Below are 23402 nucleotides of genomic sequence, written 5' to 3' on the forward strand. Positions count from 1 at the left end.
AACTATATAGAAATACTACGAGACTCAAAAATGCCCTCCCATGCAGCGCTGACGCAGGCACTCGAGTCGATCGAGGCGGATCATGATTCGCTGATCGATGATCTGCAACGGATGATCGCAGTCGACACCTGTTTTCCACCCGGCGCGGGCTACGGCGCGTTTGCCGACCTCATGGAAACGCTTGTCGCGCCGCTGGGCCTGCAGACCCGCCGCGTCACCGTGCCAGAAGCGTTATGGCAGACCCGCAGCGGTGAAGCCCATGGCGAGCGCATCAACCTGATCGCACGCCAGACCGGCGAACAGGAAGTGTGCAGCCTGTACTTTCACGTCGACACCGTACCGCCAGGCGATGGCTGGACCCAACCGCCGCTGCAACTGACCGAAGTCGACGGCAAGCTGATCGGGCGCGGCACCGCCGACATGAAAGGCAGTGTGGCGGCCACCCTCGCCGCCCTGCGCGCCGCCCAACGCTTCAACCTGCCGCTGCGTTTCTGCCCGTCCCTGTTGCTGTGTACCGATGAAGAAGGTGGCCTGTACCCCGGCATTCGCTACCTAGCCGAACAGCAGTTGGTGGAAGGGCACATCCTCAGTTTTAACGGAGGCGCCGCGCCGCGTATCTGGGCGGGTTGCTTTGGCAGCATTGACCTGAAGATTACCGTCAAGGGGCGCTCATCCCATTCCGGTGAACCGGTAGATGCAATCAACGCTATCGAACAAAGCCTGCCGCTGCTCAATGCTCTGTACGGCCTGAAACAACAGGTGCAACAGCGCGCCTGGCCGATGCCGGCGCCGCCCCACTACAACGGCGCGCCACTGATTTCACGCATGACCCTCGCCGCCGCCCACGGAGGCAGCAAGGGCTCTACCGTCCCGGCGCAGTTCGAGATATTGATCAATCGTCGCTACGCACCGCAAGAACCGTTCGAGTCGGTGATGGCCGAGTTGCAACAATGCATCGACACCGCCATGGCCGGGACCGAAGCGTTGTCCGTGGAGCACGAAGTGATCGGCCATCTGGCGCCAGTCGCCGACCCGACAGGGCCGCACTGGCCACGTTGGCAGGCGGCGCTGGGCGTTGGCTTCGGTTTTACCGCAGAACAATTCCAGTGCTACGGCTCCTCCAGCAGTTCGGACATGGGCTGGGTCCAGCAAGCCGGGATTCAGGAAATCCTGCTGGGCGGGCTGATACGCCCGGAAAGCCGAATACATGCCGCCGACGAATACACCACGCGCAGCGACCTGGTCGCCCTGGCGCAATCGATCCTTGCCTACCTGGCCGAAGATTTCACCCCGCAAACCATCACCGCCGCACAGTCTGGCTGAGCGATGAGCCCCCGAAGACTGGCGCCAAGACTGGTCATCGGCTTTTTTACGTAGCTGCCCCACGCTTCTCTCATTGTCATGTGGAGTATTGCCATGAATACCGTCTTCAGGCTGAACCGCCGTCGCTTCCTGACCACTTCCGCCATTGTCACCGGCACCGCCATGCTGCCGTTTTCCACGACCTTGTGGGCCGCTGCGACTGCGCAAAAAGGTGGGACCTTGCGCATCAGCGTCGACCAGGCGGTCGGCATGCTCAACCCACTGCTGGCCAGGGTCAACCCCGAGTATCTGCTCAGTGAATTGCTCTACAACGGCCTCACCCGCCTGAGCCAGGACATGCAGGCCGAGCCCGACCTGGCGCAGTCCTGGAGCCACAACGCCGACCTCACCGAATGGACCTTCACCCTGCGCGGCAACCTGCGCTTCCACGATGGCAGCGCCTGTACCGCCAAGGACGTCGCCGCCAGCCTGCAAGCAGTGCTCGATCCTAAAACCGCCTCCCCTGGCCTGCGCAACATCGGCCCGATCAAGCGCGTCGAGGCGCTGGACGACCTGCACGTCAAGCTGACCACCACCGCCCCCTATGCCGACTTGCCAGTCAGCCTTGCCTACCCGGACGCCAAGATCGTCCCGGCCGCGATCCTGCAAAGCGACATGGCACGACTGTCTCGCGAAGCCGTGGGTACCGGGCCGTTCAAGCTGGTGTCGTTCGAGCCGGAACGTATGGTGGTGGTCACCCGCAACGAACACTTCTACGACCCGCAACGCCCGCACCTGGACCGCGTCGAAATCCGCGTCTACCCGGACCCGGCCTCGGAAGGCTCGGCGTTGATGTCCGGTGATATCGACCTGATGCTCTCGGCCCAGGCAACCGAATTCAGCCGACTCAGTGAGGCCAACGGTGTCAAAGGCCTGCGCGTGGCGTCCGGGCAGTTCCTGAACATCAACATGGCTTGCGATCAGCCGCCCTTCAATGACGTGCGCGTGCGCCAGGCGTTGTCGCTGTGCGTCGACCGTTCGGCCCTGGTCGATTTTGTCGCCGAAGGCTTTGGTACCCCGGGCAACGACACGCCGCTGAATGCCGCCTACCGCTATCACACCGACATCGCGCTACGCCAAGCCAACCTGACCCAGGCGAAAAAGCTGCTGGCCGACGCGGGCTACCCCAACGGGCTGGACATCACCCTGGTGGCCTCGGACAAACCCTCCACTCGTACCCAACTGGGAATTGCCGTACGCGAAATGGCCAAGCCTGCCGGTTTCAACATTACCGTCGCGACCATGGCCAACAGCACCTACCTGGACCAGGTGTGGAAGAAAGGCAATTTCTACGTCGGTTTCTACAACATGCAGCCCTCGGCCGATGCGGTTTTCTCGCTGCTGTACACCTCGGATGCGGCCTGGAACGAAACCCGCTGGAACAATGCCGACTTCGACGCTGCCGTTGCCGCCGCCCGCGGCACCGACGATCCGGTCAAGCGCACCGCGCTGTACGCCACCGCGCAACAGTTGATGCACGAACAAGTGCCGTCACTGATCCCCACCTTCTTCGACGTGCTGGCCGCCCAGCGCACTTACGTCCAGGGCTATCAACTGCATCCACGCGGCGCAGTCTTCCGTCTGGACCAGGCCTGGCTTGACGACAGTGCTCCAAAGCGCGGATGAACCGAGGATGAACCTGTGACTGCTGCTTACCTGACCAAGCGATTGCTGTTGGTGGTGTACACCTTACTGATCGTTTCACTGTTGGTCTTCGCGATTACCCAACTACTGCCCGCCGATGCGGCGGTTACGCTCCTGGGCCAAAGCGCCACGCCCGAAGCCTTGGCCGCCCTGCGCGCCAGGCTCGGCCTGGATCAGCCCGCCTGGCGGCAATTCGGCCATTGGCTGACGGCTGTGTTGCAAGGCGACCTGGGCGTGTCGATGCGCAATGGCCAGCCGGTGCTGGGCTCGCTGATCGATGCCCTCGGCCGCTCGCTGTTGTTGGCGGGTTGTTCATTGCTTTTGATGCTGATGATTGCGATCCCGCTGGGCATCGTCGCCGCCGTGCGCCGTGGGCGTCCGGTGGACCTGATCATCGGCGTGCTGTCGTACATCGGCGTGTCATTGCCGGAGTTTGTGACGGCCACGCTGTTGATCCTGCTGTTCGCCGATGTCTGGCAACTGTTGCCAGCGACCGGTTATGTGCCCCTCGGCGATAACGTTAGCGAAGGCATTCGCCATCTGATCCTGCCGACGCTGACGGTGTCGATGATCATGGTGGCCCATGTGTCGCGCATGGTGCGCTCGGAAATGATCGACGTGCTGGAAACCGACTACATCCGCGCCGCACGCCTCAAGGGCCTGTCGCGGCGCCGGGTGCTGCTGCGCCATGCGTTGCGCAACGGTTTGCTGCCGACCATCACCATCGTCGCCCTGGACGTCGGCTACCTGTTGGGCGGGATTGTGGTGGTCGAAGAGATCTTCAACATCCCCGGCATTGGCCGCGAACTGCTGGTCGCGGTAGCCGCCCGCGACCTGCCGGCGATTCAGGGGGGCGTGCTGATCCTCGCCGCCACCTACTGCCTGGTCAACTTCGTGGCTGACCTGACCTATGCCTATCTCGACCGGCGAATTCAATATGCGTAATATTTTTTATCGCCTGCTGGCGACTCCCCAGGGTTTTCTCGGCAGCCTGGTCCTGCTGCTGGCGCTGGTGTTGGTGTGCGCGGGCCCGGCGCTGGCGCCCTTCGACCCTGAAGCCATTTCGATTCTCGCGCGCTACAAGGCGCCAAGCCTGGTGCACTGGTTCGGCACAGACCAACTGGGCCGCGACATCTTCAGCCGCCTGCTGATCGGCGCCCGCGCGACGATCTCTCTGTCGGTCATGGCCACCGCCATGGCGATGCTCGTCGGTGCGCTGTTGGGCACCGTCAGTGGTTACCTCGGCGGGCGCATCGACGAAGCGCTGATGCGCACCCTCGATGCGGTGATGTCGATTCCTACCCTGTTGTTCGCCCTTCTGATCGTCAGCACCCTGGGTCGCAGCGACTTCAACGCCGTATTGGCGATCACCATTGCCTTCGTCCCGAGCATGGCGCGCATCGCCCGTAGCGTCGCCCTCGCTGCACGGCGCCAGGACTACGTGAATGCCGCTATCGCCCGAGGCGAATCGACGGGCTACATCGTGGTGCGCGAGATGCTGCCTAACATCGTCGCGCCGATCATCGTCGAAGCGACCATACGCGTGGCCTTCGCCATCATGCTTTTCGCCACCCTCAGCTTCCTCGGGCTGGGCGCGCAACCGCCGCAGCCGGAATGGGGGCTGATGGTCGCCGAGGCGCGGCGCTATTTCTTCCAGGCACCGTGGATGATGCTCATGCCGGGCCTGGCCATCGCCACGTTGGCGATCGGTTTCAATCTGTTGGGCGATGGCTTGCGCGATGCCCTCAATCCAAAGGGGCAGCGCTCATGAGTACCGTATTGGAAGTGGCGGATTACAGCCTCGACTATCAATTGCCCGGCGGCGCCCTGCACGTCCTGCAAAACATCGACTTCAGCGTGGCGGCCGGCGAAGTGGTCGGGTTGGTGGGCGAGTCCGGTTCGGGCAAGACCACCCTTGGCTGGGCAATCATGCGCTACCTGGCCGGCAACGCACGGGAAATCGGCGGCAGCATCCGCTTGCAGGGCGAGAACCTGCTACAGATGCCCCAGCGCCAGGTCGAACAACTTCGTGGTGGCCGCCTGGGAATGATTTTCCAGGACCCCAGCGCCTCCCTCAATCCGACGCTGAGCCTGGGCGAGCAGGTGGTGGAAGTCCTCACCCGCCACCGTAACCTGGGCTATCGCGACGCGTGGGCCCTGGGCGAACAACTGCTGGCCGACGTCGACCTTAAGGATCCGGCGGCCATGATGAAGCGCTTTCCCCACGAAGCCTCGGGGGGAGAAAAACAGCGTGTGCTGATTGCGACCGCCTTTGCCTGTCGCCCGCAATGCTTGATTTTCGATGAGCCGACCACCGCCCTCGACGTCATCAGCTCCGCGCAAATCCTGCAGCTGTTTCGCCGCCTGCGGGAAGAAACCGGAGTTGCCTCGCTGTATATCTCCCACGACCTGGCGCTGGTGTCGCAAGTCGCTGACCGAGTGTGCGTACTCAACCAGGGGCGCATCGTCGAACAAGCCCGTGGCGGTCGCATTTTCAGCGCGCCGAAGGATGCCTATACACAACGCCTGGTGGCGGCGGTGCCGGCCGCCGACAAGCGTTTGCTGGACGAACCGACGGCCAGCGGCGAGCCCCTGTTGCGCGTCAGCGGCCTCAACGTACGTTATGGTCGCCCCGCCCTGCTCGACAGCCTGTTGCGGCGCAAATCGGTGCCGTCCATGGGCGCTCGCGACATGAACCTGAGCATGGTGCGCGGTGAAATCCTCGGCATCGTTGGCGAATCCGGCTCCGGCAAATCGACCCTGGCCAAAGCCCTCACCGGCTTGACCCTGTTCACCGGAGCGGTGCATTTCGACGGGGCGCCGATCCATGGCCCGGCGCAGATGAACCGCGACTACCGGCGCAAGGTGCAGATCATCTTCCAGCACCCGGATGCATCGTTGAACCCACGGCAGACCATCGGCCAGATCCTTTCGCGGCCATTGCGTCTCTACGGCCTGAGCGAGGGTGAAAATGAAGCCCAGGCGATTGCCCGTCTGCTGCGCGAAGTGCGCCTGCCCGAAGACTTTGCCAGCCGCTATCCCCACGAGCTGTCCGGTGGGCAAAAACAGCGCGTGGCGATTGCCCGTGCCTTTGCCGCCCGACCGGAACTGGTGATCTGCGACGAAATCACCGCCGCCCTCGATGTCTCGGTGCAAGCCACGGTGATCGAGCTGCTGTTGGAGCTGCGACGCCAACACGGCACCGCCTACCTGTTCATCACCCATGACCTCAACCTGATCCGCCAGATCGCCCACCGCATCGGTGTGATGTATCGCGGCGACCTGCTGGAGATTCTACCGGCGGTGGGCATGGCTGACCGGGCCACTCATCCGTACACCCGCGCCCTGCTCGATGCAGTGCCGCAGCCTTTGAACGAATTGGACTCCCTTCATGACGCCTGACACGCTAATCGACCGAATTGACGAGACGTACTGCCTGGATTTTCTCGCGCGCATGGTGCAGCACAAAAGCTACAGCGCCACCCCTGAAGAACGACAGTTGGCCGAATACATGGCCGGCCAGATGCAAGAGCTGGGTCTGCACACTGAGCTGATGCCCGTGCCCGGCGAGCGTCTGAATGCCATCGGCACGCTCAAAGGCAAGGGTGGCGGTCACAGCCTGTTGTTCAACGGTCACCTTGACACCAACCCGGTGACCGAAGGATGGACCGTGGACCCGTGGGAGGGAAAGATTGATGACGAGTTCATCTATGGGATCGGCGTGTCGAATATGAAGGCCGGCGATGCCGCCTATTTCTGCGCGCTGAAAACCCTGATCGATGCCGGCATCGAGCTCAAGGGCGACGTGATCCTGACCTACGTGGTGGGTGAGTTACAGGGCGGAATCGGCACCATCGCCGCCATCGAACAGGGGGTGAAGGCCGATTACTTCATCAACTCCGAACCCACCGACCTGCAGGCCGTGACCCTGCACGTAGGCTCGCTGATGTTCGTCATCGAACTGACCGGCGACACCCGTCACCTGTCCAAGCGCGAAGAAGCGGTCGACGTGATCACCGCCGCCGTGCAACTGATACCACAGATCAATGGCATCACCTTCAGCGGGGCACGCTCGCCGGAACATGCCAAGGTCAATCGCGGGCATATCGGCGTGATCCGCGGCGCCCTTGGCCGAGACCTCGAAGAGTGGCGCCCACCGCAAGTCGCAGACTTCCTGCGCCTGCGCGGCTCGGCCCGCTACACCCCAGGACAAACCGTGGAATCGGTGCTGGCGGATCTGCAGCGCCTGCTCGATCAGCTCTGCGAGCAGTTTCCCGGCCTGCAGGCAACGCTGATCAATGACAGTGACAATCAGCCGCTGATGCCACCGTTCGAGGTGTCCCACGACTCGCCGATCGTCAAGGCTGTGAACGCTGCCTACCAGCAGGTGCGGGGCGCGCCACAGGCCACTGGCATCATCACCCCGCCGGCCTATTTCGGCACCGACGCCGCGCACTTCTATCAGCGCCTGGGCATGCAAGGCGTCGTCTGCGGCCCGGGTGGCAAATTCAACACCATGCCGGACGAGCGCGTGCACAAGCGTGATTACCTGGACATGGTGCGCATTTACATCCTGGCCATCCTCAACATCTGCGAGGTGGCTGAATAACCCTGATTCACAAGAAAGAAGCACGGATGCCAATAACAAAAACAACACATTGACCACTTCGCCATCTGCTGATTATTTTTGATAAGGGCGTAAACCATGAGATCAGCTTTCATGTTTGGCTGTGCAACGCTGTGCGCGACTATTTCCGGCGCGGCGTTTGGGGATGACATTCAGGACAATCCGTTCTTCAAGGACAGCACCACCTCGATCGTCGCGCGAAACTTCTACTTCAACCGCGATTTTCGCAATGCAGCATCCACCGCGCAAAGCTATCGCGAAGAGTGGGCGCAGGGCTTCATCGGGACATTTACCTCAGGGTTCACCCCTGGAACGGTTGGCTTCGGTATCGATGCAATTGGCCTTTACGGCATGAAACTCGATAGCAGCTCTGACCGTATTGGCAGCGGCTTGCTGCCGAGCAGCGGCAACCATGTCGCGGGAGTGGATCATGCGGCGGACAACTACTCGCGGGCTGCGGGGGCAGTCAAGGTGAAGATCTCCAAGACGGTGCTCAAATACGGCGGGCAAACGCTCAATCTGCCGGTGTTCTCGACCGGCGACAGTCGTTTGCTGCCGGAAACCACGGAAGGCTTCTACCTGAGCAGCAAGGAAATCGACAACCTGCGCGTGGACGTGGCGCACCTTACCTCCCTGAGCACCTATAACCAGAGCGCTCACAACGCCGGCGCCATGACGAAGGCGGATGTGGCGGGCGCCACTTACAACTTCACCCCCAACCTCACTGGCGCGCTCTATGCCTCCGATGTCCAGGACCTGTGGAAGAAGAAATACGCGGGTCTGAGCTGGGTTAAACCGATCGATACCAAACAGACATTCTCCACCGATTTTCGCTTCTATAACCAGAAGAGCATCGGCGCGGAGAACGGTGGTGTAATCGACAGCAACTCGTTCAGCATCAAGGGTGCCTACGCCTATGGTCCCCATAAGGTGACCCTGGCTTACCAGGCGATAACCGGTAAGAACGGCTATGTGTTCTATACCGATGGTGGCAACACCGATTACCTGGCCAACTACGTGCAATACGCCGAGTTCACACGTGAAGATGAGCGTTCGTGGCAAGCACGCTACGACTTCAACTTCGCCGCGTTCGGCCTGCCCGGACTTGACGTGTTTGCCCGCTACATCAAGGGCGATAACATCAGCCTGGCCAACGGTGCCACCGACCAAAACGAATGGGAACGCGATCTGGAAGCGGCCTACGTGATCCAGAACGGACCGTTGAAAAACCTGTCATTCCGCCTGCGCCAGGCGACCTATCGCAACTCGTTCAGTGGCGACGTCGACGACGTCAGGTTCATCACTCAGTACCCGATTAACCTGTAAGACGAAGGGCCCGGGGGCAGTCACCTCCGGGTTCCTTTCATTGTTCCCGTGCGCGCTTGATGTCTCTCGAGGGAGGCGCTCCAAAGCGCCGGGCATATTCGCGGCTGAATTGGGCGACGCTTTCATAACCTACTCGCAACGCGGCGGTGCTCACGTCTATCCGCTCGGTCAACATCAGGCTACGCGCGGCTTGCAGCCGTAGCGATTTTTGATACTGAATGGGGCTTGTGCCTGTCAGCTTGCGAAAGCGGTGATGCAGCGTGGAGCTGGCCATGCCTGATCGTTCGGCGAGGTCGGCCACCTGCAACGGTTTATCGTAGTGATATTTTAGCCATTCAACGGCTCTCACGATGCCCTTATCCCGGTAACCATCGCGAGTGACGCTACGCAACAAATCCCCCGCTTCACTGAGCAGCAGCCTGCCGTATATCTCCCGCTTGATAAGGCCCGACATCAAGCCTGCTTCAAGCGGCCGTTCGATCAGCGTGGCGAGTCGAGCGAACGCATCGAGCATCTCGCTCGTCGCCACCCCGGATACGAAGCCCCGCGCATCAGTAGCCATTTCCTGCTTTGGCGGTTCGAGGGTCAGGATCACCTCATTGAGCAGGGAAAAATCGAGCTTCAACACAACGGATAAATAGGGCGTTTGCTCGTTAGCCGCGGTAACGCGAGCCAGTGTGGGAATATCGACCGATGTGACGAAAAACGCCCCTTGCCCGAAATCACAGGCTTGCTCGCCGAACGAGATCTCCTTCGCCCCCTGCAGAATGATGGCCACGCAAGGCTCATAAATGCAGTACGTGGGCGTACCTAGCTCGGCTATTCGATAAAAGCTCAAGCCTGGAATCGACGTTTCGCAAACCTCGTTCAAGCCAATCTGCTGGGTGACTTTTTCGATAAGCCGTTGGAGCGCCTGGAAGCGTTCGGTGAACTGCACGGGATCGCGCAAGGTCAGGGAATGCACACGGCTGAAATCGAACTGCGAGAAGGAACCGCTCGTCATCACATGCCCCCCCAATCTACGGAAGGTTCGAGTCTGCTTAGAATACGTGACCAGCACAAGAGCATCGGCAGGATTGTGCAAAAGATATGGCGCATTAGGGTCACCCGGCCAACCCTCGTTGTTCTAACTTTTACGCGTACCGGCTTCGATGATCCCGTGAAACCTTGGTCGCGAAAGGAAAGTTGGATGGACAGACGAGATTTTCTTACCTATTCGGCAGTGGGTACTGTTGCAGCCGCTTTGCTGCCCGCATCGAGCATCGCAAGTTCGCTGGCTACGGCCCCCGTGCCCTCTTCGCTGACGGAGCCTGGAAGCGTGATGCGTACCGAAGGACGGATCGTGCGCGCAGACCTGCCCGTCAATTTACCCTCACATGCAATGAGGTACATGACGCCTCAACGCTTTGGCATGGGCGGGACGCAGATCGGCAATATCTTTGCGCCTATCAGCGACGAGCAGGCGGGTTCGGTTCTGCAGGCAGCTTGGGAGGCAGGTGTAAGGCTTTACGACACCTCGCCGTTCTACGGGTTTGGCTTGAGTGAATATCGTCTAGGCCGCTTCCTGCGCGGCAAGAATCCAGACGACTATGTGGTGTCCACCAAGGTCGGCCGCATATTGACGGCCGCTGGTGGCCAGCGCGCGGACCATGCTATCTGGAAGTCGCCGGCGCCCTTCAACTACCGATATGACTACACCGCGGCAGGCGCGCGTCGTTCCGTGGAAGACAGCCTGCAGCGGCTGGGGCTGCCGCGTATCGATATCGTCTTTATCCATGACATCTCGCCAGATAACACCGAACTGGAAGGCGGTTGGGAAACGGCGTATCGAATTGCGCGCACAGGGGCGATGGTTGAGCTGGAAAAAATGCGCGATGAGGGGCTCATCAAGGCATGGGGCTTCGGAGTCAATACGCCGAATGCCGTGGTTCAGGCAGTAGCCGGTTATGACCCGACTCCCGACATCGTGTTGCTTGCCTGCCAGTATTCCCTCCTTGACCACGGCGAGGCGTTGCGCAACACCTTTCCGGCGTTGAGCAGGAAGGGAACCAGCGCCGTGGTTGGAACACCACTGAACGATGGATTTCTGGGGGGGCGCAGCCGCTATAACTTCAGCCCGGATCTGCCTGCCGGAGCGGTGGAAAAGCGCGCGCGAATCATGGCGGTTGCCAGCCGACATGGCATCGACATTCATACTGCCGCCCTGCAGTTCGCGGCAGCACATCCGCAAGTGTCTGCGATCATTCCAGGTGCCCGCTCGCCGGGACAGATCGTTTCCAATGTGCAGGCGATGAAGGTCGGTATCCCAGCAGCCTTTTGGGAAGAGCTGAAGAGCCAGGGCTTGATCGATGCTCAAGCACCGGTTCCTTCCTAAGGGTCTACGCCCGTGCTACCTGCTGATGTGACGCTATCGTCGCTAGCCTCATTGAACCCGAGACGGGTTTCAAACTTATCCTCAGCGAAGCAGATAGCAGCCAGCCTTACTAGAGCTTTGCCGAAGCACGTTTGAAAGACTTATCGCGGCAATCACTTATACCCCTAACGTTGAGAATTAAAGGACCTTATTCTCCAGCAAACAAACTGCGCCCGCGTTCAAACAAGAACACGGGCCTAAGGTCGTAATAAATGAACATACGAACGTCTCTCATGATTGTCGGCGGCCTACTTGCGTTCTCCAGCAGTGGTCACTTATTCGCGGACACACTTGCGTTTAGCGTTCCATTGCCTGAGCCATTCCCGCAGATAAAGGTTCTGACGGTTCTTATAGGCATACATCTGCTCGGCATGTGCTTCGGTCTCGGCGGGGCGACGATGCTCGACCTCTGGATTTTGCGTTGGATGCGCAGGGGCAGCCTCCCCGTTGAAGTCGGACGCACTTTTCACTTCATCAGCGACGCGGTCACTCTTGGACTATGCCTCCTGTGGCTCTCAGGCCTTGGTTTCCTTGCCCTTTACGCGATAGAGTCACCGGGAAAGTTTGAAAATCCCAAACTCTGGGCGAAGGTCATTGTGGTGAGCGTCCTGACCCTCAATGGAATCATCATTCACGCGTTTGTGTTGCCAGAAGTACTACGCGACATGAGTCGGCCCCTGCTCTTTGGCGTGTCCCGCAAAAAAGCAGCCTTGTTTCTCGCCTCCGGTGCAGTTTCGGGTGTGTCTTGGTACACGGCTTTTGCCTTCGGCATTTTTCGTGAGTTAAATAATAGTGTCACACTCTCTCTGTTGGTCATTATGTGGCTTACGTTGATAGTGGCCGCCGCGCTTGCAGCCATTTTACTTTATACCTTCCTGAAGCCGTTGTTAGAAGTTAGAACCCACTGGAAGGCAGATGGCGATTTAGGTGAACTTTAATTCGTTAGTTCGATGATGCTAGCGCCGGACCACTGCTTGCGGATCTGGCGTACGTGCTCCCAGTTCAAATGGCCGCGGTCAGTGAAGTCACGCACAACGCTTGCAGACAAGACCGGCGCTCCCCGTATCGCGTAGTTATTCTCGAAGTGAGGCATTCCATGCTTCACGAACGTGCGCAGGAAGGTTCCAAACAACCAGCGCGGGTGCGTCACCCCTTGGTAAGCCAGCGCAACGCTTGGCCGAAGAGGAGTGGAGAACCCTGCTCGCAGATTATTTTCACTATTCGCCTTCACTGGCGTGTCGACCGTAATGACCAAGGTCTTGACACCGGCCTTGCGCACACGCTCGATCAGCGGCGCAATTTGTGCTGTATCGCCGGCAGGTAGACTGAAACCAGATATTGGGGGCGGCATCGACCACCTCTTCCAAGCGTATCAGCGAGGAGCCACTCATCACGAACGGCACATTGGCCGCCGCTGCCGCCTGCGCCAGAGACAGATCGCCCCGATAACCAGTCAGCGCGGCAATCCCCATAGGCGCGATGCCTACCGGCGCGCTGTAGCGATGACCAAACAGATCGACGGAAATATCTCGGGTTGATACATCCACCAAAACATTGGGCCTCAGGAAATAGTCGTCGAACACTTGAAGATTGGCATGGAGCGTCAGGTTGTCCTCGACACCGCCCTGCACGTAGGCGTAAAGCGTTTTGGGCAGCAGCTTGCGAGCGCTGATTTCGAAGTCAGCGAGTAAGAGGTGACGGGATCTCGACAGCGTGGAGCGCATCGCTTAGCTCTAGCGCGAGCGACAGGCCTGCCACTCCACCTGAAACCTACCCGGTGATCGAGCCAGCGCCCAAGGCAAGTTAGCCTGGTTGTCTACTGCCCAGCACCAACGCAATGCCCCCCCCAGGACCGCCACGGATGCTACGACCAGCCTGACGCCCAGGCTTTCGCCAAGAAAGACGATGCCCGCCAGCGAGGCCAGTATGGGCACGCTCAACTGCACCGTTGCGGCTTGAAACGCGCGAGAGTAACTCAAGGACTTGCGCGTGCCGGCGGCGACCTGAGCCGACGTTTGGTAATAATGAAAAACCGCAGACCACCGTTACGTATCCTGGTTCTGCGCAAGATAATCCACCTGCTCGAGCGGACTCCGGCTGTCGATCACCTTGTAGATCACCTTGTAGATCAGATCACGCTTGCTGCGAGGTAACTTCTTGACCACGCTCCTCGCCGAAGCCTGACGGCTTCGTCTGTTCCGTGAATACGTGCCGCGAGCAGCAGCACGAGCCTGGCGTCAGTGTGGTTCAAGGCAAGACCCAATTTCTCAGCGCAAAAAAAAGCCACTCATCTGAGTGGTTTTTTTCTGAATCTTGGAGCGGGAAACGAGACTCGTATCTAGCGTCCGACCCATTGAAATCTAAGGGGTTTCTTTTCTTGCCGGAGCAGGAAAAGACTCAATTCTGGACTCGTTTTTGGGGAGTATCAAGGGTCAAGCAGGCGGGGATTCCGGGCTGTGCCATTTCCTTTCTACCCATAGCCAGTCGGACGGCAAGCGTCCAGTCTGGACAGTTCACTAATTTCTTGGATAAGGACACCTGTTACTCCCTTCCCTTCGCTGGCTGAAGTAGCCTTGCAAAGTCATGCTGATCTCCCTGATGCAGTCATGAACACTGTTAAAGCCTCATCGGGATGGGCCTCTGCCACGCTATCGCCTTGAGACAGGACACATCGATCGTCCTTGACTAAAAAGCGGGTGGAAGCGAAATACAGACCCGCCCGATCCGGAAGGGCATCCGCAGACTGAGTGAAGGACGGCAGCAGCGGAATCAACGCTTCCAGATCTCCATCACTGAAAATGGAAACACCTCCAGGGGGAAACATGGATGTTGTTGTTCCACGAGATGGGCCGTTATCCGATCTGCTATCGAATGCCTCATCCGCCGATCTGGAAGCATTGGACGATCTCATCACTTGCAACGGTAAGGGCAGAATTGCCCTCGACAGCCCGATCACGAGCGTCATTCTGAATCGCCAGGCGCAGGAAAATCTTCAGTCCATCCCCGATGTCTTGGAGTCAGAGATCCGTGTGGTCGGAAGCAACAGCATCGCAAACCTCACGCATGCCTCCCCAATTGGAAAAGACACAATCTCCACGACTGATGCTGCGTGCCCTAAGCTTGTTTAGCCGCCGCTTTTCTGCTGCGTAAAGCCCTAACCTTCGCGATCGTTCCGCAAGCTCGATCATGCGGCCCCTTTAGTCATCCCACACCAGCATTTGCTCGAGTTACGAGTGTTATCAATAAATGGGCAACGACAATCCGGACAAATTTTCAGCTTAACGATTTCACCTTTGATAATGAGGTTCGCTACGACACATAGTAGATAACTGGCAACGTCACACTCATTTGACATCATGACGTTCACCGTCACCGAAGAGCCATGAAACACCACACCGATGTGAAGCCGTTTCTCTACTAGTAGCTCGGTTAGCCGAACGTCGGCCCTCGCCTCTCGCAAAATAAAGCAACGCAACGAATCTCGCACTTGGGCCAGTTCACTTCCCCCCGGTGTCAGGATAGTTGTCGCCTCTCCGGATTTACCCCCAAAAGCACACCGAGGGCGGAAAGAGACAGGTTGTGACGTACTATTCACGCGAACGTAAAGCCGCATTGCTCAAGATGTTGCTTCCCCCACTGAACCTCACCGTGGCCGAAGTTTGTCGGCGTGAAGGGGTCAGCGATGTATCGATGTACACCTGGCGCAAGATGGCCAGCCTTCAAGGAAGTAACGTGCCAGAAGACATACCGCTCTCTGATAAATGGTCTGCTGAAGCCCGGTTTGCCGCCGTTCTTGAAACGGCCAGCCTGACTCAGCTTGAGTTAAGCGAATTCTGCCGTCAAAACGGTCTGTACCCAGAGCAGCTCAACGCCTGGCGTCAAGCCTGTATCAGCGGTCAAGAGGCGGTGCAGGCCCAAAAAATGGCTGACCATGAGCAGACGCGCAAAGACAAGAAACGCATTCAGGAGCTGGAACGTGAATTGCGCCGTAAAGATGCTGCACTGGCCGAAACCGCAGCGTTGCTAGTGCTGCGAAAAAAGCTCAACGATTACTGGGGGACCGACGGCGAGGACAACTGACCTCTTTGCCGGAACGGCAATTGTTGGTGGGCTGGTTGATCGAAGCCATCGTAGCGGGAGCCCGACGAGTGCGGGCATGCCAAGAAGTCGGGCTATCACTCAGAACCTTGCAGCGTTGGACCCTGCAGCAAGAGCTGCAAGCTGATGCGCGCACGACCACCTTGCGGCCTAAGCCACGCAATGCGCTAAGCGAAATTGAGCGCCAAGCTATCGTAGCCCTGTGCAACAGCCCGGCGTATGCCCATTTGCCGCCAAGCCAAATCGTCCCCCGCCTGGCAGACGAAGGACGGTATCTGGCGTCGGAAGCCACGTTTTACCGGGTCTTGCGAGCAGCCGGCCAACAGCACCACAGAGGCCGTAGCCGACGACCTCGACGGGTTGTAATGCCGACAACGCACGTGGCTCAGAAGCCCAACCAGGTGTGGTCGTGGGACATCACGTATCTGCCATCGCCGATACGCGGTAAGTATTTCTACCTGTATTTGATCGAGGATATTTACAGCCGCAAGGCGGTGGGCTGGGAAGTTTATGCGGAAGAAAGTGGTGAAAAAGCGGCTGCGCTGCTGCAACGCAGCGTGATCAACGAGAAGTGCCTGCGTAAGCCGTTAGTGCTGCACTCCGATAATGGCGCGCCGATGAAATCGGTGACGCTGCTAAGCAAAATGTATGAGTTGGGGATCACGCCTTCTCGCGGTCGACCGCGCGTAAGCAATGACAATTCGTACTCGGAATCGCTGTTTAGAACACTGAAATACTGCCCGCAATGGCCATTAGAAGGCTTTGCCAGCTTGGACGCTGCACGGACTTGGGTGAGGGATTTTATGCGTTGGTACAACAACGAACACAGGCACAGCCGGATCCGCTTCGTCACCCCATCGGAGCGCCATAGTGGGCAAGATCATCAGATCCTGGCGCTCCGGCATGAGCTGTATGAGCGAGAGCGTTGGAAAAGACCTGAACGGTGGTCAGGACAAACACGCAACTGGGAGCCGATAGGAACGGTGCTGCTGAACCCGGATCGGGAACAGCAGACCGAGAAAAAAGCGGCATAGCAAAACGGTTGACGCGACAACTACCTTGAAAAACGCCGAAGGACGCCCATGCAGTTCGGTGGGTCTGCTTTGGGTCCAGGCTTTGTGAAAACGCGCAAAATTCGTCGAAACGGTGAGTCGCGAGGGTTGCCTGTGGAATCCGTGGGTGGAAGCGCGAATTACCTTAGTCAGCTACATAGACGTTCGTAATGCCGTTTGGGCCGCGTCAGTGGCCCAAACGGCTACTCACGGGCGAGCAAGCGGCTGGATTCAAGCCCTGATTGCCTCCATCAGTCCTGCGATACCCAAGATGCTCATGTTCGTTTGAGGTTTATAGACGAGCACATGAAGGCTCATCTCAGTGCTCACCCTTGGCAGGGTTTTGGTCAGAACTGCTTCGTCATCTCAAGCGAATGAAGAATGTACTGGCCACGACGGACAGTGCAAATGTCCCAATCACAGGCAATGTCTCATTGCGCTGACGATACCAATTGCACTCTACGGCAATGTCTGAACGATCTTAGAATTAGACAGATTTTATGGATAATCCATCCAGTCAAACCTGATTTATCCAGCGCATACGGGCGCCTATGCTGAAACTCCTTACACCCGTGCAGGAGATTTCCCATGGCAGACCATTCCATCAAGGGCAAGGTAGTACTGATCGCCGGCGGAGCCAAGAACCTTGGCGGCCTGATCGCCCGCGACCTCACCACGCAAGGCGCCAAGGCCATCGCCATTCATTACAACAGCGCTTCCTCCAAGGCCGATGCCGAGGCGACCGTCGCAGCCATTCAGGCCAGCGGCGCGCAAGCCGTGGCGTTGCAGGCTGATCTCACCACAGCGGGTGCCGTCGAGAAACTGTTTGCCGACGCGATCAACTCTGTAGGCAAACCGGACATCGCCATCAACACCGTCGGCAAGGTGCTAAAGAAACCCATGGCCGAGATCACTGAGGCCGAATATGACGAGATGACTGCGGTAAACTCCAAGGCCGCCTTCTTCTTTCTCAAGGAAGCCGGCAAGCACCTGAACGACAACGGTAAGATCTGCACCGTGGTCACCTCGCTGCTGGGCGCGTTCACACCGTTCTACGCGGCCTATGCCGGCACCAAGGCACCGGTCGAGCACTACACCCGCGCAGCATCCAAAGAGTTGGGCGCGCGCGGCATTTCGGTGACCGCGGTCGGCCCCGGCCCAATGGATACGCCATTCTTCTACCCGGCCGAAGGCGCCGATGCCGTGGCGTACCACAAGACGGCTGCGGCGCTCTCGCCGTCGAGCAAAACCGGCCTGACCGACATCGAGGATGTGGTGCCCTTCATTCGCCACTTGGTGAGCGACGGTTGGTGGATTACCGGCCAGACAATTCTCATCAACGGCGGCTACACCACCAAGTAAGCCACTCGGCCTGTTCCTTGTCTCGCCGGAAGCCGCTGGATAACGGGCACTACCAGCTTCATCAATGGCGGCATTATTTCGCCGATCAACTGACGGATTGAGGGAGAAGACGACCGGATTGAAGCCCATCAACAGACGAGGAAAATCGAAATGCATGTGCTGATGGTAATAAGCGGTGGGTTGGTTCTTTTGGGCGTCTTCGTCCTGTTCGGCTGGCTCTGGGGGGCGAGCGCCTTAGGCATGGCGCTGGCGGCCAAGGCATTTGTGCCGGTGTGGCTGCTGTTGGCGGGTGTGAACATGTGGGTGGGCGTCAGCCATGCCGGCTACAGCGCACGCGAGGAGTTTCCGATCCTGCTGCTGGTCTTTGCGCTGCCTGCCATCACGGCCGCAATTGCGGCCTGGCAGTTCGCACGCACCTGACTTTGGGGAACATGACATGTCGATCGAAGGCAGTGCGGGCGACCTGACCAAGTTCGTGACCTTGCTGGGTGCGGCAGTGGTCGCCGTGCCATTGTTCAAGCGTCTGGGCCTGGGCTCGGTGCTGGGCTATCTGGCGGCGGGCCTGGCAATCGGCCCTTTCGGGCTGGGGCTTTTCAGCGATCCGCAAACCATCTTGCACACTGCCGAACTCGGGGTGGTGATGTTCCTTTTCATCATCGGCCTGGAAATGCGGCCCTCCCATCTGTGGAGCATTCGGCGCGACATCTTCGGCCTGGGCGTTTTGCAGATCCTGGTCTGTGGCCTGCTGCTGACCGGAGTGGGTGTGGCTTTCGGTTTCTCGCCGGCGGTGTCCTTCGTCAGCGGTATGGGTTTTGTACTCACCTCTACCGCTATCGTCATGCAACTGTTGGGCGAGCGTGGTGACATCGCGGCCCCGCGCGGCCAGAAAATAGTTGCCTTTCTGCTGTTCGAGGACCTACTGATCGTGCCGCTGCTGGCGCTGGTGGCGTTCATTGCGCCCCTCGACCCAGCCTCGCCGGCGGCCGGCGCGCTGGCCGCACTGGTTGCGGCGGGTATCTGGCTGCTCAACCCGTTATTTCGCATCCTCGCCAACGCCAAAGCCCGTGAGGTGATGACCGCTGCCGCCCTGCTCGTGGTGCTGGGCGCGGCATTGCTCATGCAACTGGGTGGACTGTCCATGGCCATGGGTGCCTTTCTGGCTGGCGTGCTGCTGTCCGAATCGACGTTTCGCCACCAGCTCGAGGCGGACATCGAACCTTTTCGCGGCTTGCTGCTGGGCCTGTTCTTTCTCGGCGTGGGCATGTCGCTGGACCTGACCGCGGTGGGGCGTAACTGGCCCATCATCGTGACGGGCGTGCTGGCGATGATGCTGATCAAGGGCGCAAGCATCTACGGCGTGGCACGGTTGGCAAAAAGCTCGCACGCCGAGGCACTGGACCGCGCCGTGCTAATGGCCCAGGGCGGCAAGTTCGCCTTTGTGCTCTTCGCCGCCGCGCTGACCAGCCGCGTGATCGACCCGACCGTCAATGCCAACATGACGGCGATTATCGTACTGTCCATGGCGCTGACCCCGCTGGCGGTGATCGCACACCGGCGTTGGGGGCCGAGAACCGGGTTTTCCATGGAGGGCGCGCAGGCACCCAACGCACTGGCTACCAGTGTGCTCATCGTTGGTTTCGGTCGCTTCGGTCAGATCGCGAGCCAGCATGTGTTGGCGCTGGGGGCCGACATTTCCATCATCGACCATGACCTCCAAGTGGCGCGGGATGCCGGTGACTTCGGTTTCAAGGTGCACTACGGCGACGGCACGCGCGTCGATGTGTTGCATGCCGCTGGCGCGCACCATGCCCGAGCCATCCTGGTGTGCGTGGACGATGCGCGGGCCGTCACGCGGATCGTCGAACATGCCAAGGCGGCGTTCCCACATGCCCGGGTGCTTGCGCGCGCTCACGACCGCGAACATGCCATCGAGCTAATCAAGGCCGATGTGGACTACCAGGTCCGCGTCACCTTCGAATCGGCAATGGCTTTTGGCCGCGAAGCCTCGATGGCGCTCGGCGCCACGCCCGAGGCGTCCGAAGCACTCGCCGCGCAGATACGCCATACCGACGCCGAGCGCTTGGCCTTGGAGGTGTCGGGGGGCATCTATGCCGGCAAATCCCTGATTCAGGGCAATGCGCAACCGAGGGGCTGATGCGATGGCGACTACATCGTCTCCACACTCCGAGCTGCTGCTGGATACCGGTGAACGCGCGACCGACGTGGTCCAATTCTGGCAGGAAGTCGGCTCGGCTTGATGGTTTGATAAGGACCCGGCCTTGGATCAGCACTTTCGCGAACGCTTTTTCGACCTGCACCTGGCGGCGGCCCGGCGCGAGGTCGACCACTGGATCGGTGAGCCGGAAAGTGCGCTGGCGCTGATGATCCTGCTCGACCAATTCCCGCGAAATGCTTTCCGCGGCACTGGCCACATGTACGCGACCGACCCACTGGCGCGGCACTTCGCACGTATCGCCCATTCACAGCGGCACATGGACGCCGTTGATCCGGAACTGCGTTTGTTCTTCTGCCTGCCCTTTGCACATTCGGAAGACCTCGCTGACCAGCATCTGTCCGTGGCACTCAATACCCGGCTGGGGCCGAGCGCCCGCTCCCATGCCGAAGGCCATCGCGACATCATTCGCCGTTTCGGCCGTTTTCCGCACCGTAATCCGCTACTGTTGCGCCAGACTACGCCGGCAGAGCAAATCTTTCTGGATCAGGGAGGGTTCGCGGGGTGATCATCCTACCGTCCCACGAACGCCGACTCCGCGTCCGGGCTTGGCACCACTCCCAGGGTTGAATGCACATGGACAAACTCGATCAGTACCGCGTCTTCGTGCGGGTCGCCGAAATGGGCAGTTTCATCAAGGCCGCCCATGCGCTGGAGCTGCCTCGCGCCAGCGTTTCCGCAGCGATCCAGCAACTCGAGGAGAAGATCGGCGTCCGCCTGTTGAACCGCACGACGCGCCGGGTCCATCTGACAGCGGATGGCACACAACTGCTCGAGCGCTTGCGCCCATTGCTGGCGGACGCCGAGGACGTCGAGCAACTGTTCCAGAGCAGCCAGCGCCAAGTGGTTGGCCAACTCAGGATCGATGCGCCCAGCCGCATTGCGCGACGCCTCATCGCGCCGGCGTTGCCGGGTCTGCTGCGGCGCTATCCTCAACTGCAGTTGACACTCGGCTCTACCGACCGCGCCATCGACCTGGTGCAGGAGGGCGTCGACTGCGCGGTACGCGTGGGCACACTGTCGGACAGCAGCCTGGCGGTGCGACCGCTGGGCGCTATCGCCTTGATCAACTGCGCCAGCAAAGCCTACCTGCATGAACACGGCGTGCCGCAGCAGCCGAGGGACCTGGTCGCCGGGCACTGGGCGGTTGGCTACGCCTCTCCCACCACGGGGCGGGAATTACCCTGGGAGCACGCTCCGGCCGACGGGCAGGAGCAGACCAGTAACGTACCCAGCCGGGTCGTTGTCAACAATGCCGAGAGCTACATCGCCTGCTGCCGTGCCGGGCTCGGCTTGATCCAGATACCCCGCTTCGACGTGAAACACCTGTTGGACAGCGGGGAACTGATCGAGGTCATGTCCGAGTTCCGTGCCGCGCCGATGCAGGTGTCCTTGCTGTATCCGCACCGTCGCCAGAGAACGCGTCGGCTCGGGGCATTCATCGAGTGGTTCGAGGATCTGATGGGGCCGCACCTCGAACCGTGATACGTGTTCACACTCACGGCCAAAGGCTTTGCCTCGCACATCGGCCATCACGTTTCGCTCTTCAGCCAACGGAGGGTGTTTCTTAGAAATCTATTGTAACCATGAACAGCTACACCCAAAGGAACGTCCCGGAACGCCATTACCTTGCCAGTATTTACGCAGCGGTATTCTGAACTAACCTTGTCGTCTTTAGGCTTTTAATCCGGTGAACTCATGGACACGCCAACCAAAATGGAGATTGAAACAGCCCTTTCCGCTCGCCTTCCTAACTGTGCAGTTAGTTGTGCGTTCAATCCCGAGGGCAGCCTTTCAGTGACTGTAACGGCGCACGACGCTGATCAGTTCACCATCGTAAACATCAAACGCGCCCACTATCACGGGGAATCGGGAATCAATAGGCTTATCCGGGAAATACTGGAAGAAATGGTTATGTCTAGACAGTCTTCCCGGCGTTCATCTGTGGGGTAATTAAACGGGAACTCATATGCCGGACTCTACTGAAGTGCTCGCACAAACATCATCAATCAAATCGGCGTTTTTGTTTCTGTGTTTTCCGGAACTCCGTGAAGAACCTTAAAAATCAGTCTCCATCGGGACGCCAAGCCACGCCATTGACGTGCGACCCGCCGTCTGCATGGATAGTCATGCCGTTTACGTGTGCTGCATCATCGCTAGCCAGAAACAAGGCCACCCCCCCCAATATCCCTCTCAGGGTCACCCATGCGCCTGTTCGGGACCTGTCGGGTTATGGCCCCAGCAGCTTCTGGCCAGGTGCGCTCGAACTCATCGTACGCAGCAGTACGTGCTGCGGGACAAATCACGTTACAGCAAATGCCAAACTGACCCCACTCGACGGCTGCGGTGCGCGTGAGTGCGCGTACAGCTTCCTTGCCTATGTTGTAAGGAGCCGTGTGCATGTGGGCGTTTACGCCATTCAGTGAAAATTGACGATGCGTCCCCACCCACGCTCCTGCATATGTGGAAAAGACGCCTGCATTGCCCAGTAGGACGACCAAAAATTGAGATCCATGCCATAAGCTACATCCGCATCGGAAGTTTCTGCTAGTGACTTAGGAGCAATTCCACCGCCAGCGTTATTAACCAGGATATCTATCGCGCCGAAGCGACTGACTGTATCTGCGATAAGTCGCTCTACTTGCTCCTTAATACACACATCTATCGTCAGGAATTGCGCACGCACACCGAACTCTTCACGAAGTGATTGCCCGACACACTCCCCCACCTCAATCTTTCGCTGGGCAATCACTAGGGTAGCTCCCTCCCGGGCGAAACGGCGCGCAATTCCCAGCCCAATCCCCTCACCGCCACCGGTAATAATAGCGACGCGTCCATTCAACCGACCCATATTCAACTCCTCTGATAATTGAGTGGAAATCGTATCGGCGAATGTTGTAAACATTCTCATCCAAATAGATTAGATGACTCAATATAATGAGTGCGGCCTATCTTAAGCAGGCCTAGGCACTGGCATTGTTTGCTGCACACCTGAACGCCTTGGGCCTTAAAGGCCCGTAGCAAATCGCTGACCAGCGACTATGTGGTGAACGGCATTTGACGGCGGATGATTCTGCAGTCGCGGCTCGACGCGCTCGTGTCAAGCCGTTCGCGAACGCGGATCAGTTAGTACAAGCGCTGTTTGCGGAATGTCGACTGAAGTGCAGAGGCTGCACTGCAGCACCATATCGGTTTCTTTCATTGAGTCTGCAAATCTACTTGCAAGGCTGAATTCGCGATCCCCTTCTGCAGCCTCAGGTTACACATGGATGTGCAGTACCTGCT

The 23402-nt window shown here is 59.1% G+C and carries 19 protein-coding genes and 3 pseudogenes; 16 read left to right on the forward strand and 6 right to left on the reverse strand.

Annotated features, from left to right (window positions below; translation table 11 throughout):
- The first annotated feature begins 30 nt into the window (after window positions 1–30).
- The 7 genes from V7773_RS01725 (at window position 31) to V7773_RS01755 (ending at window position 8959) form a co-directional block, all read left to right on the forward strand.
- Window positions 31–1323 (forward strand): M20 family metallopeptidase, encoded by a 1293-nt coding sequence (locus V7773_RS01725; protein ID WP_336071991.1) that lies wholly within the window; start codon window positions 31–33, stop codon window positions 1321–1323.
- Between the two features lie 93 nt (window positions 1324–1416).
- Window positions 1417–2988 (forward strand): ABC transporter substrate-binding protein, encoded by a 1572-nt coding sequence (locus V7773_RS01730; protein ID WP_336071992.1) that lies wholly within the window; start codon window positions 1417–1419, stop codon window positions 2986–2988.
- Window positions 2989–3003: 15 nt separating this feature from the next.
- A complete protein-coding gene (locus V7773_RS01735) occupies window positions 3004–3951 on the forward strand; it encodes an ABC transporter permease (RefSeq protein ID WP_336071994.1) in 948 nt (315 codons plus the stop codon).
- The gene (locus tag V7773_RS01740; RefSeq protein WP_336071995.1) at window positions 3944–4777 is read left to right on the forward strand and encodes an ABC transporter permease; all 834 of its coding nucleotides are present in this window, start codon (window positions 3944–3946) and stop codon (window positions 4775–4777) included. The genes V7773_RS01735 and V7773_RS01740 overlap by 8 nt, the downstream gene beginning before the upstream one ends.
- Window positions 4774–6408 carry an ABC transporter ATP-binding protein gene (gene nikE / locus V7773_RS01745; RefSeq protein ID WP_336071997.1) on the forward strand — a complete coding sequence of 545 codons (1635 nt, stop codon included), beginning with the start codon at window positions 4774–4776 and terminating at the stop codon, window positions 6406–6408. Before V7773_RS01740 ends, nikE begins: the two co-directional genes overlap by 4 nt.
- Window positions 6398–7615, forward strand: coding sequence for a M20 family metallopeptidase (locus tag V7773_RS01750; protein ID WP_336071998.1), 1218 nt, complete (start codon window positions 6398–6400; stop codon window positions 7613–7615). The genes nikE and V7773_RS01750 overlap by 11 nt, the downstream gene beginning before the upstream one ends.
- 96 nt (window positions 7616–7711) lie before the next feature.
- Window positions 7712–8959 carry an OprD family porin gene (locus V7773_RS01755; RefSeq protein ID WP_336072000.1) on the forward strand — a complete coding sequence of 416 codons (1248 nt, stop codon included), beginning with the start codon at window positions 7712–7714 and terminating at the stop codon, window positions 8957–8959.
- Window positions 8960–8996: 37 nt separating this feature from the next.
- On the opposite strand, the gene V7773_RS01760 is transcribed toward V7773_RS01755, so the two are convergent.
- Complete coding sequence (locus tag V7773_RS01760) at window positions 8997–9962, reverse strand: AraC family transcriptional regulator (RefSeq protein WP_336072002.1); 966 nt, start codon at window positions 9960–9962, stop codon at window positions 8997–8999.
- Window positions 9963–10148: 186 nt separating this feature from the next.
- On the opposite strand from V7773_RS01760, the gene V7773_RS01765 reads away from it, so the two are divergent.
- Both V7773_RS01765 and V7773_RS01770 read left to right on the forward strand, forming a co-directional pair.
- Window positions 10149–11333 (forward strand): aldo/keto reductase, encoded by a 1185-nt coding sequence (locus tag V7773_RS01765; protein WP_336072003.1) that lies wholly within the window; start codon window positions 10149–10151, stop codon window positions 11331–11333.
- A 251-nt stretch (window positions 11334–11584) separates the two neighbouring features.
- Window positions 11585–12310: a hypothetical protein gene (locus V7773_RS01770; protein ID WP_336072005.1), complete on the forward strand. Its 726-nt coding sequence runs from the start codon at window positions 11585–11587 to the stop codon at window positions 12308–12310.
- Here V7773_RS01770 and V7773_RS30330 read toward each other — a convergent pair.
- The 3 genes and pseudogenes from V7773_RS30330 to V7773_RS01785 all read right to left on the reverse strand — a co-directional run bounded on the left by V7773_RS30330 (window position 12307) and on the right by V7773_RS01785 (window position 14337).
- A pseudogene (locus V7773_RS30330) lies at window positions 12307–13096 on the reverse strand (alpha-hydroxy acid oxidase). The gene V7773_RS01770 and the pseudogene V7773_RS30330 overlap by 4 nt on opposite strands.
- A 321-nt stretch (window positions 13097–13417) precedes the next feature.
- Window positions 13418–13623, reverse strand: a pseudogene (locus V7773_RS01780) (DUF7740 domain-containing protein).
- A gap of 330 nt (window positions 13624–13953) precedes the next feature.
- Window positions 13954–14337 (reverse strand): hypothetical protein, encoded by a 384-nt coding sequence (locus V7773_RS01785; protein ID WP_336072008.1) that lies wholly within the window; start codon window positions 14335–14337, stop codon window positions 13954–13956.
- A gap of 614 nt (window positions 14338–14951) precedes the next feature.
- Between V7773_RS01785 and V7773_RS01790 the strand changes: the two genes are divergently transcribed.
- The 7 genes and pseudogenes from V7773_RS01790 (at window position 14952) to V7773_RS01820 (ending at window position 22070) form a co-directional block, all read left to right on the forward strand.
- Window positions 14952–16504, forward strand: a protein-coding gene (locus tag V7773_RS01790) for an IS3 family transposase (protein WP_152032000.1) whose coding sequence is annotated in 2 segments (ribosomal slippage) — window positions 14952–15414 and window positions 15414–16504 — 1554 coding nt in all. Because the reading frame shifts where the segments join, the coding sequence is not laid out codon by codon here.
- 606 nt (window positions 16505–17110) lie between these two features.
- Window positions 17111–17884 carry an SDR family oxidoreductase gene (locus tag V7773_RS01795; RefSeq protein WP_079443452.1) on the forward strand — a complete coding sequence of 258 codons (774 nt, stop codon included), beginning with the start codon at window positions 17111–17113 and terminating at the stop codon, window positions 17882–17884.
- Between the two features lie 150 nt (window positions 17885–18034).
- Window positions 18035–18304, forward strand: coding sequence for a hypothetical protein (locus V7773_RS01800; protein WP_079443451.1), 270 nt, complete (start codon window positions 18035–18037; stop codon window positions 18302–18304).
- Window positions 18305–18320: 16 nt separating this feature from the next.
- Complete coding sequence (locus V7773_RS01805) at window positions 18321–20039, forward strand: monovalent cation:proton antiporter-2 (CPA2) family protein (protein ID WP_336072013.1); 1719 nt, start codon at window positions 18321–18323, stop codon at window positions 20037–20039.
- A gap of 115 nt (window positions 20040–20154) precedes the next feature.
- Window positions 20155–20625, forward strand: a pseudogene (locus tag V7773_RS01810) (DUF924 family protein); the annotation flags it as partial.
- A 68-nt stretch (window positions 20626–20693) separates the two neighbouring features.
- The gene (locus V7773_RS01815) at window positions 20694–21602 is read left to right on the forward strand and encodes a LysR family transcriptional regulator (RefSeq protein WP_079443450.1); all 909 of its coding nucleotides are present in this window, start codon (window positions 20694–20696) and stop codon (window positions 21600–21602) included.
- A 213-nt stretch (window positions 21603–21815) separates the two neighbouring features.
- Window positions 21816–22070, forward strand: coding sequence for a hypothetical protein (locus V7773_RS01820; protein WP_336072016.1), 255 nt, complete (start codon window positions 21816–21818; stop codon window positions 22068–22070).
- A 203-nt stretch (window positions 22071–22273) separates the two neighbouring features.
- Here V7773_RS01820 and V7773_RS30335 read toward each other — a convergent pair whose 3' ends face one another.
- Window positions 22274–22564, reverse strand: coding sequence for an SDR family oxidoreductase (locus V7773_RS30335; RefSeq protein WP_442963437.1), 291 nt, complete (start codon window positions 22562–22564; stop codon window positions 22274–22276).
- The gene (locus V7773_RS01825) at window positions 22537–23022 is read right to left on the reverse strand and encodes an SDR family NAD(P)-dependent oxidoreductase (protein WP_336072018.1); all 486 of its coding nucleotides are present in this window, start codon (window positions 23020–23022) and stop codon (window positions 22537–22539) included. Before V7773_RS01825 ends, V7773_RS30335 begins: the two co-directional genes overlap by 28 nt.
- Window positions 23023–23402 lie beyond the last annotated feature (380 nt).

The sequence above is a fragment of the Pseudomonas sp. 3JA genome (genome assembly GCF_036961705.1).
GTDB classification, from domain to species: Bacteria; Pseudomonadota; Gammaproteobacteria; order Pseudomonadales; family Pseudomonadaceae; genus Aquipseudomonas; species Aquipseudomonas fluorescens_Q.

What these genes read in the sequence shown, in the direction of transcription:
- V7773_RS01725 (WP_336071991.1), top strand. Translation starts at nt 31, where the DNA reads ATGCCCTCCCATGCAGCGCTGACGCAGGCACTCGAGTCGATCGAGGCG.
- V7773_RS01730 (WP_336071992.1), top strand. Translation starts at nt 1,417, where the DNA reads ATGAATACCGTCTTCAGGCTGAACCGCCGTCGCTTCCTGACCACTTCC.
- V7773_RS01740 (WP_336071995.1), top strand. Translation starts at nt 3,944, where the DNA reads ATGCGTAATATTTTTTATCGCCTGCTGGCGACTCCCCAGGGTTTTCTC.
- nikE (WP_336071997.1), top strand. Translation starts at nt 4,774, where the DNA reads ATGAGTACCGTATTGGAAGTGGCGGATTACAGCCTCGACTATCAATTG.
- V7773_RS01750 (WP_336071998.1), top strand. Translation starts at nt 6,398, where the DNA reads ATGACGCCTGACACGCTAATCGACCGAATTGACGAGACGTACTGCCTG.
- V7773_RS01755 (WP_336072000.1), top strand. Translation starts at nt 7,712, where the DNA reads ATGAGATCAGCTTTCATGTTTGGCTGTGCAACGCTGTGCGCGACTATT.
- V7773_RS01760 (WP_336072002.1), bottom strand. Translation starts at nt 9,962, where the DNA reads ATGACGAGCGGTTCCTTCTCGCAGTTCGATTTCAGCCGTGTGCATTCC.
- V7773_RS01765 (WP_336072003.1), top strand. Translation starts at nt 10,149, where the DNA reads ATGGACAGACGAGATTTTCTTACCTATTCGGCAGTGGGTACTGTTGCA.
- V7773_RS01770 (WP_336072005.1), top strand. Translation starts at nt 11,585, where the DNA reads ATGAACATACGAACGTCTCTCATGATTGTCGGCGGCCTACTTGCGTTC.
- V7773_RS01785 (WP_336072008.1), bottom strand. Translation starts at nt 14,337, where the DNA reads ATGACGCTCGTGATCGGGCTGTCGAGGGCAATTCTGCCCTTACCGTTG.
- V7773_RS01795 (WP_079443452.1), top strand. Translation starts at nt 17,111, where the DNA reads ATGGCAGACCATTCCATCAAGGGCAAGGTAGTACTGATCGCCGGCGGA.
- V7773_RS01800 (WP_079443451.1), top strand. Translation starts at nt 18,035, where the DNA reads ATGCATGTGCTGATGGTAATAAGCGGTGGGTTGGTTCTTTTGGGCGTC.
- V7773_RS01805 (WP_336072013.1), top strand. Translation starts at nt 18,321, where the DNA reads ATGTCGATCGAAGGCAGTGCGGGCGACCTGACCAAGTTCGTGACCTTG.
- V7773_RS01815 (WP_079443450.1), top strand. Translation starts at nt 20,694, where the DNA reads ATGGACAAACTCGATCAGTACCGCGTCTTCGTGCGGGTCGCCGAAATG.
- V7773_RS01820 (WP_336072016.1), top strand. Translation starts at nt 21,816, where the DNA reads ATGGACACGCCAACCAAAATGGAGATTGAAACAGCCCTTTCCGCTCGC.
- V7773_RS01825 (WP_336072018.1), bottom strand. Translation starts at nt 23,022, where the DNA reads ATGTTTACAACATTCGCCGATACGATTTCCACTCAATTATCAGAGGAG.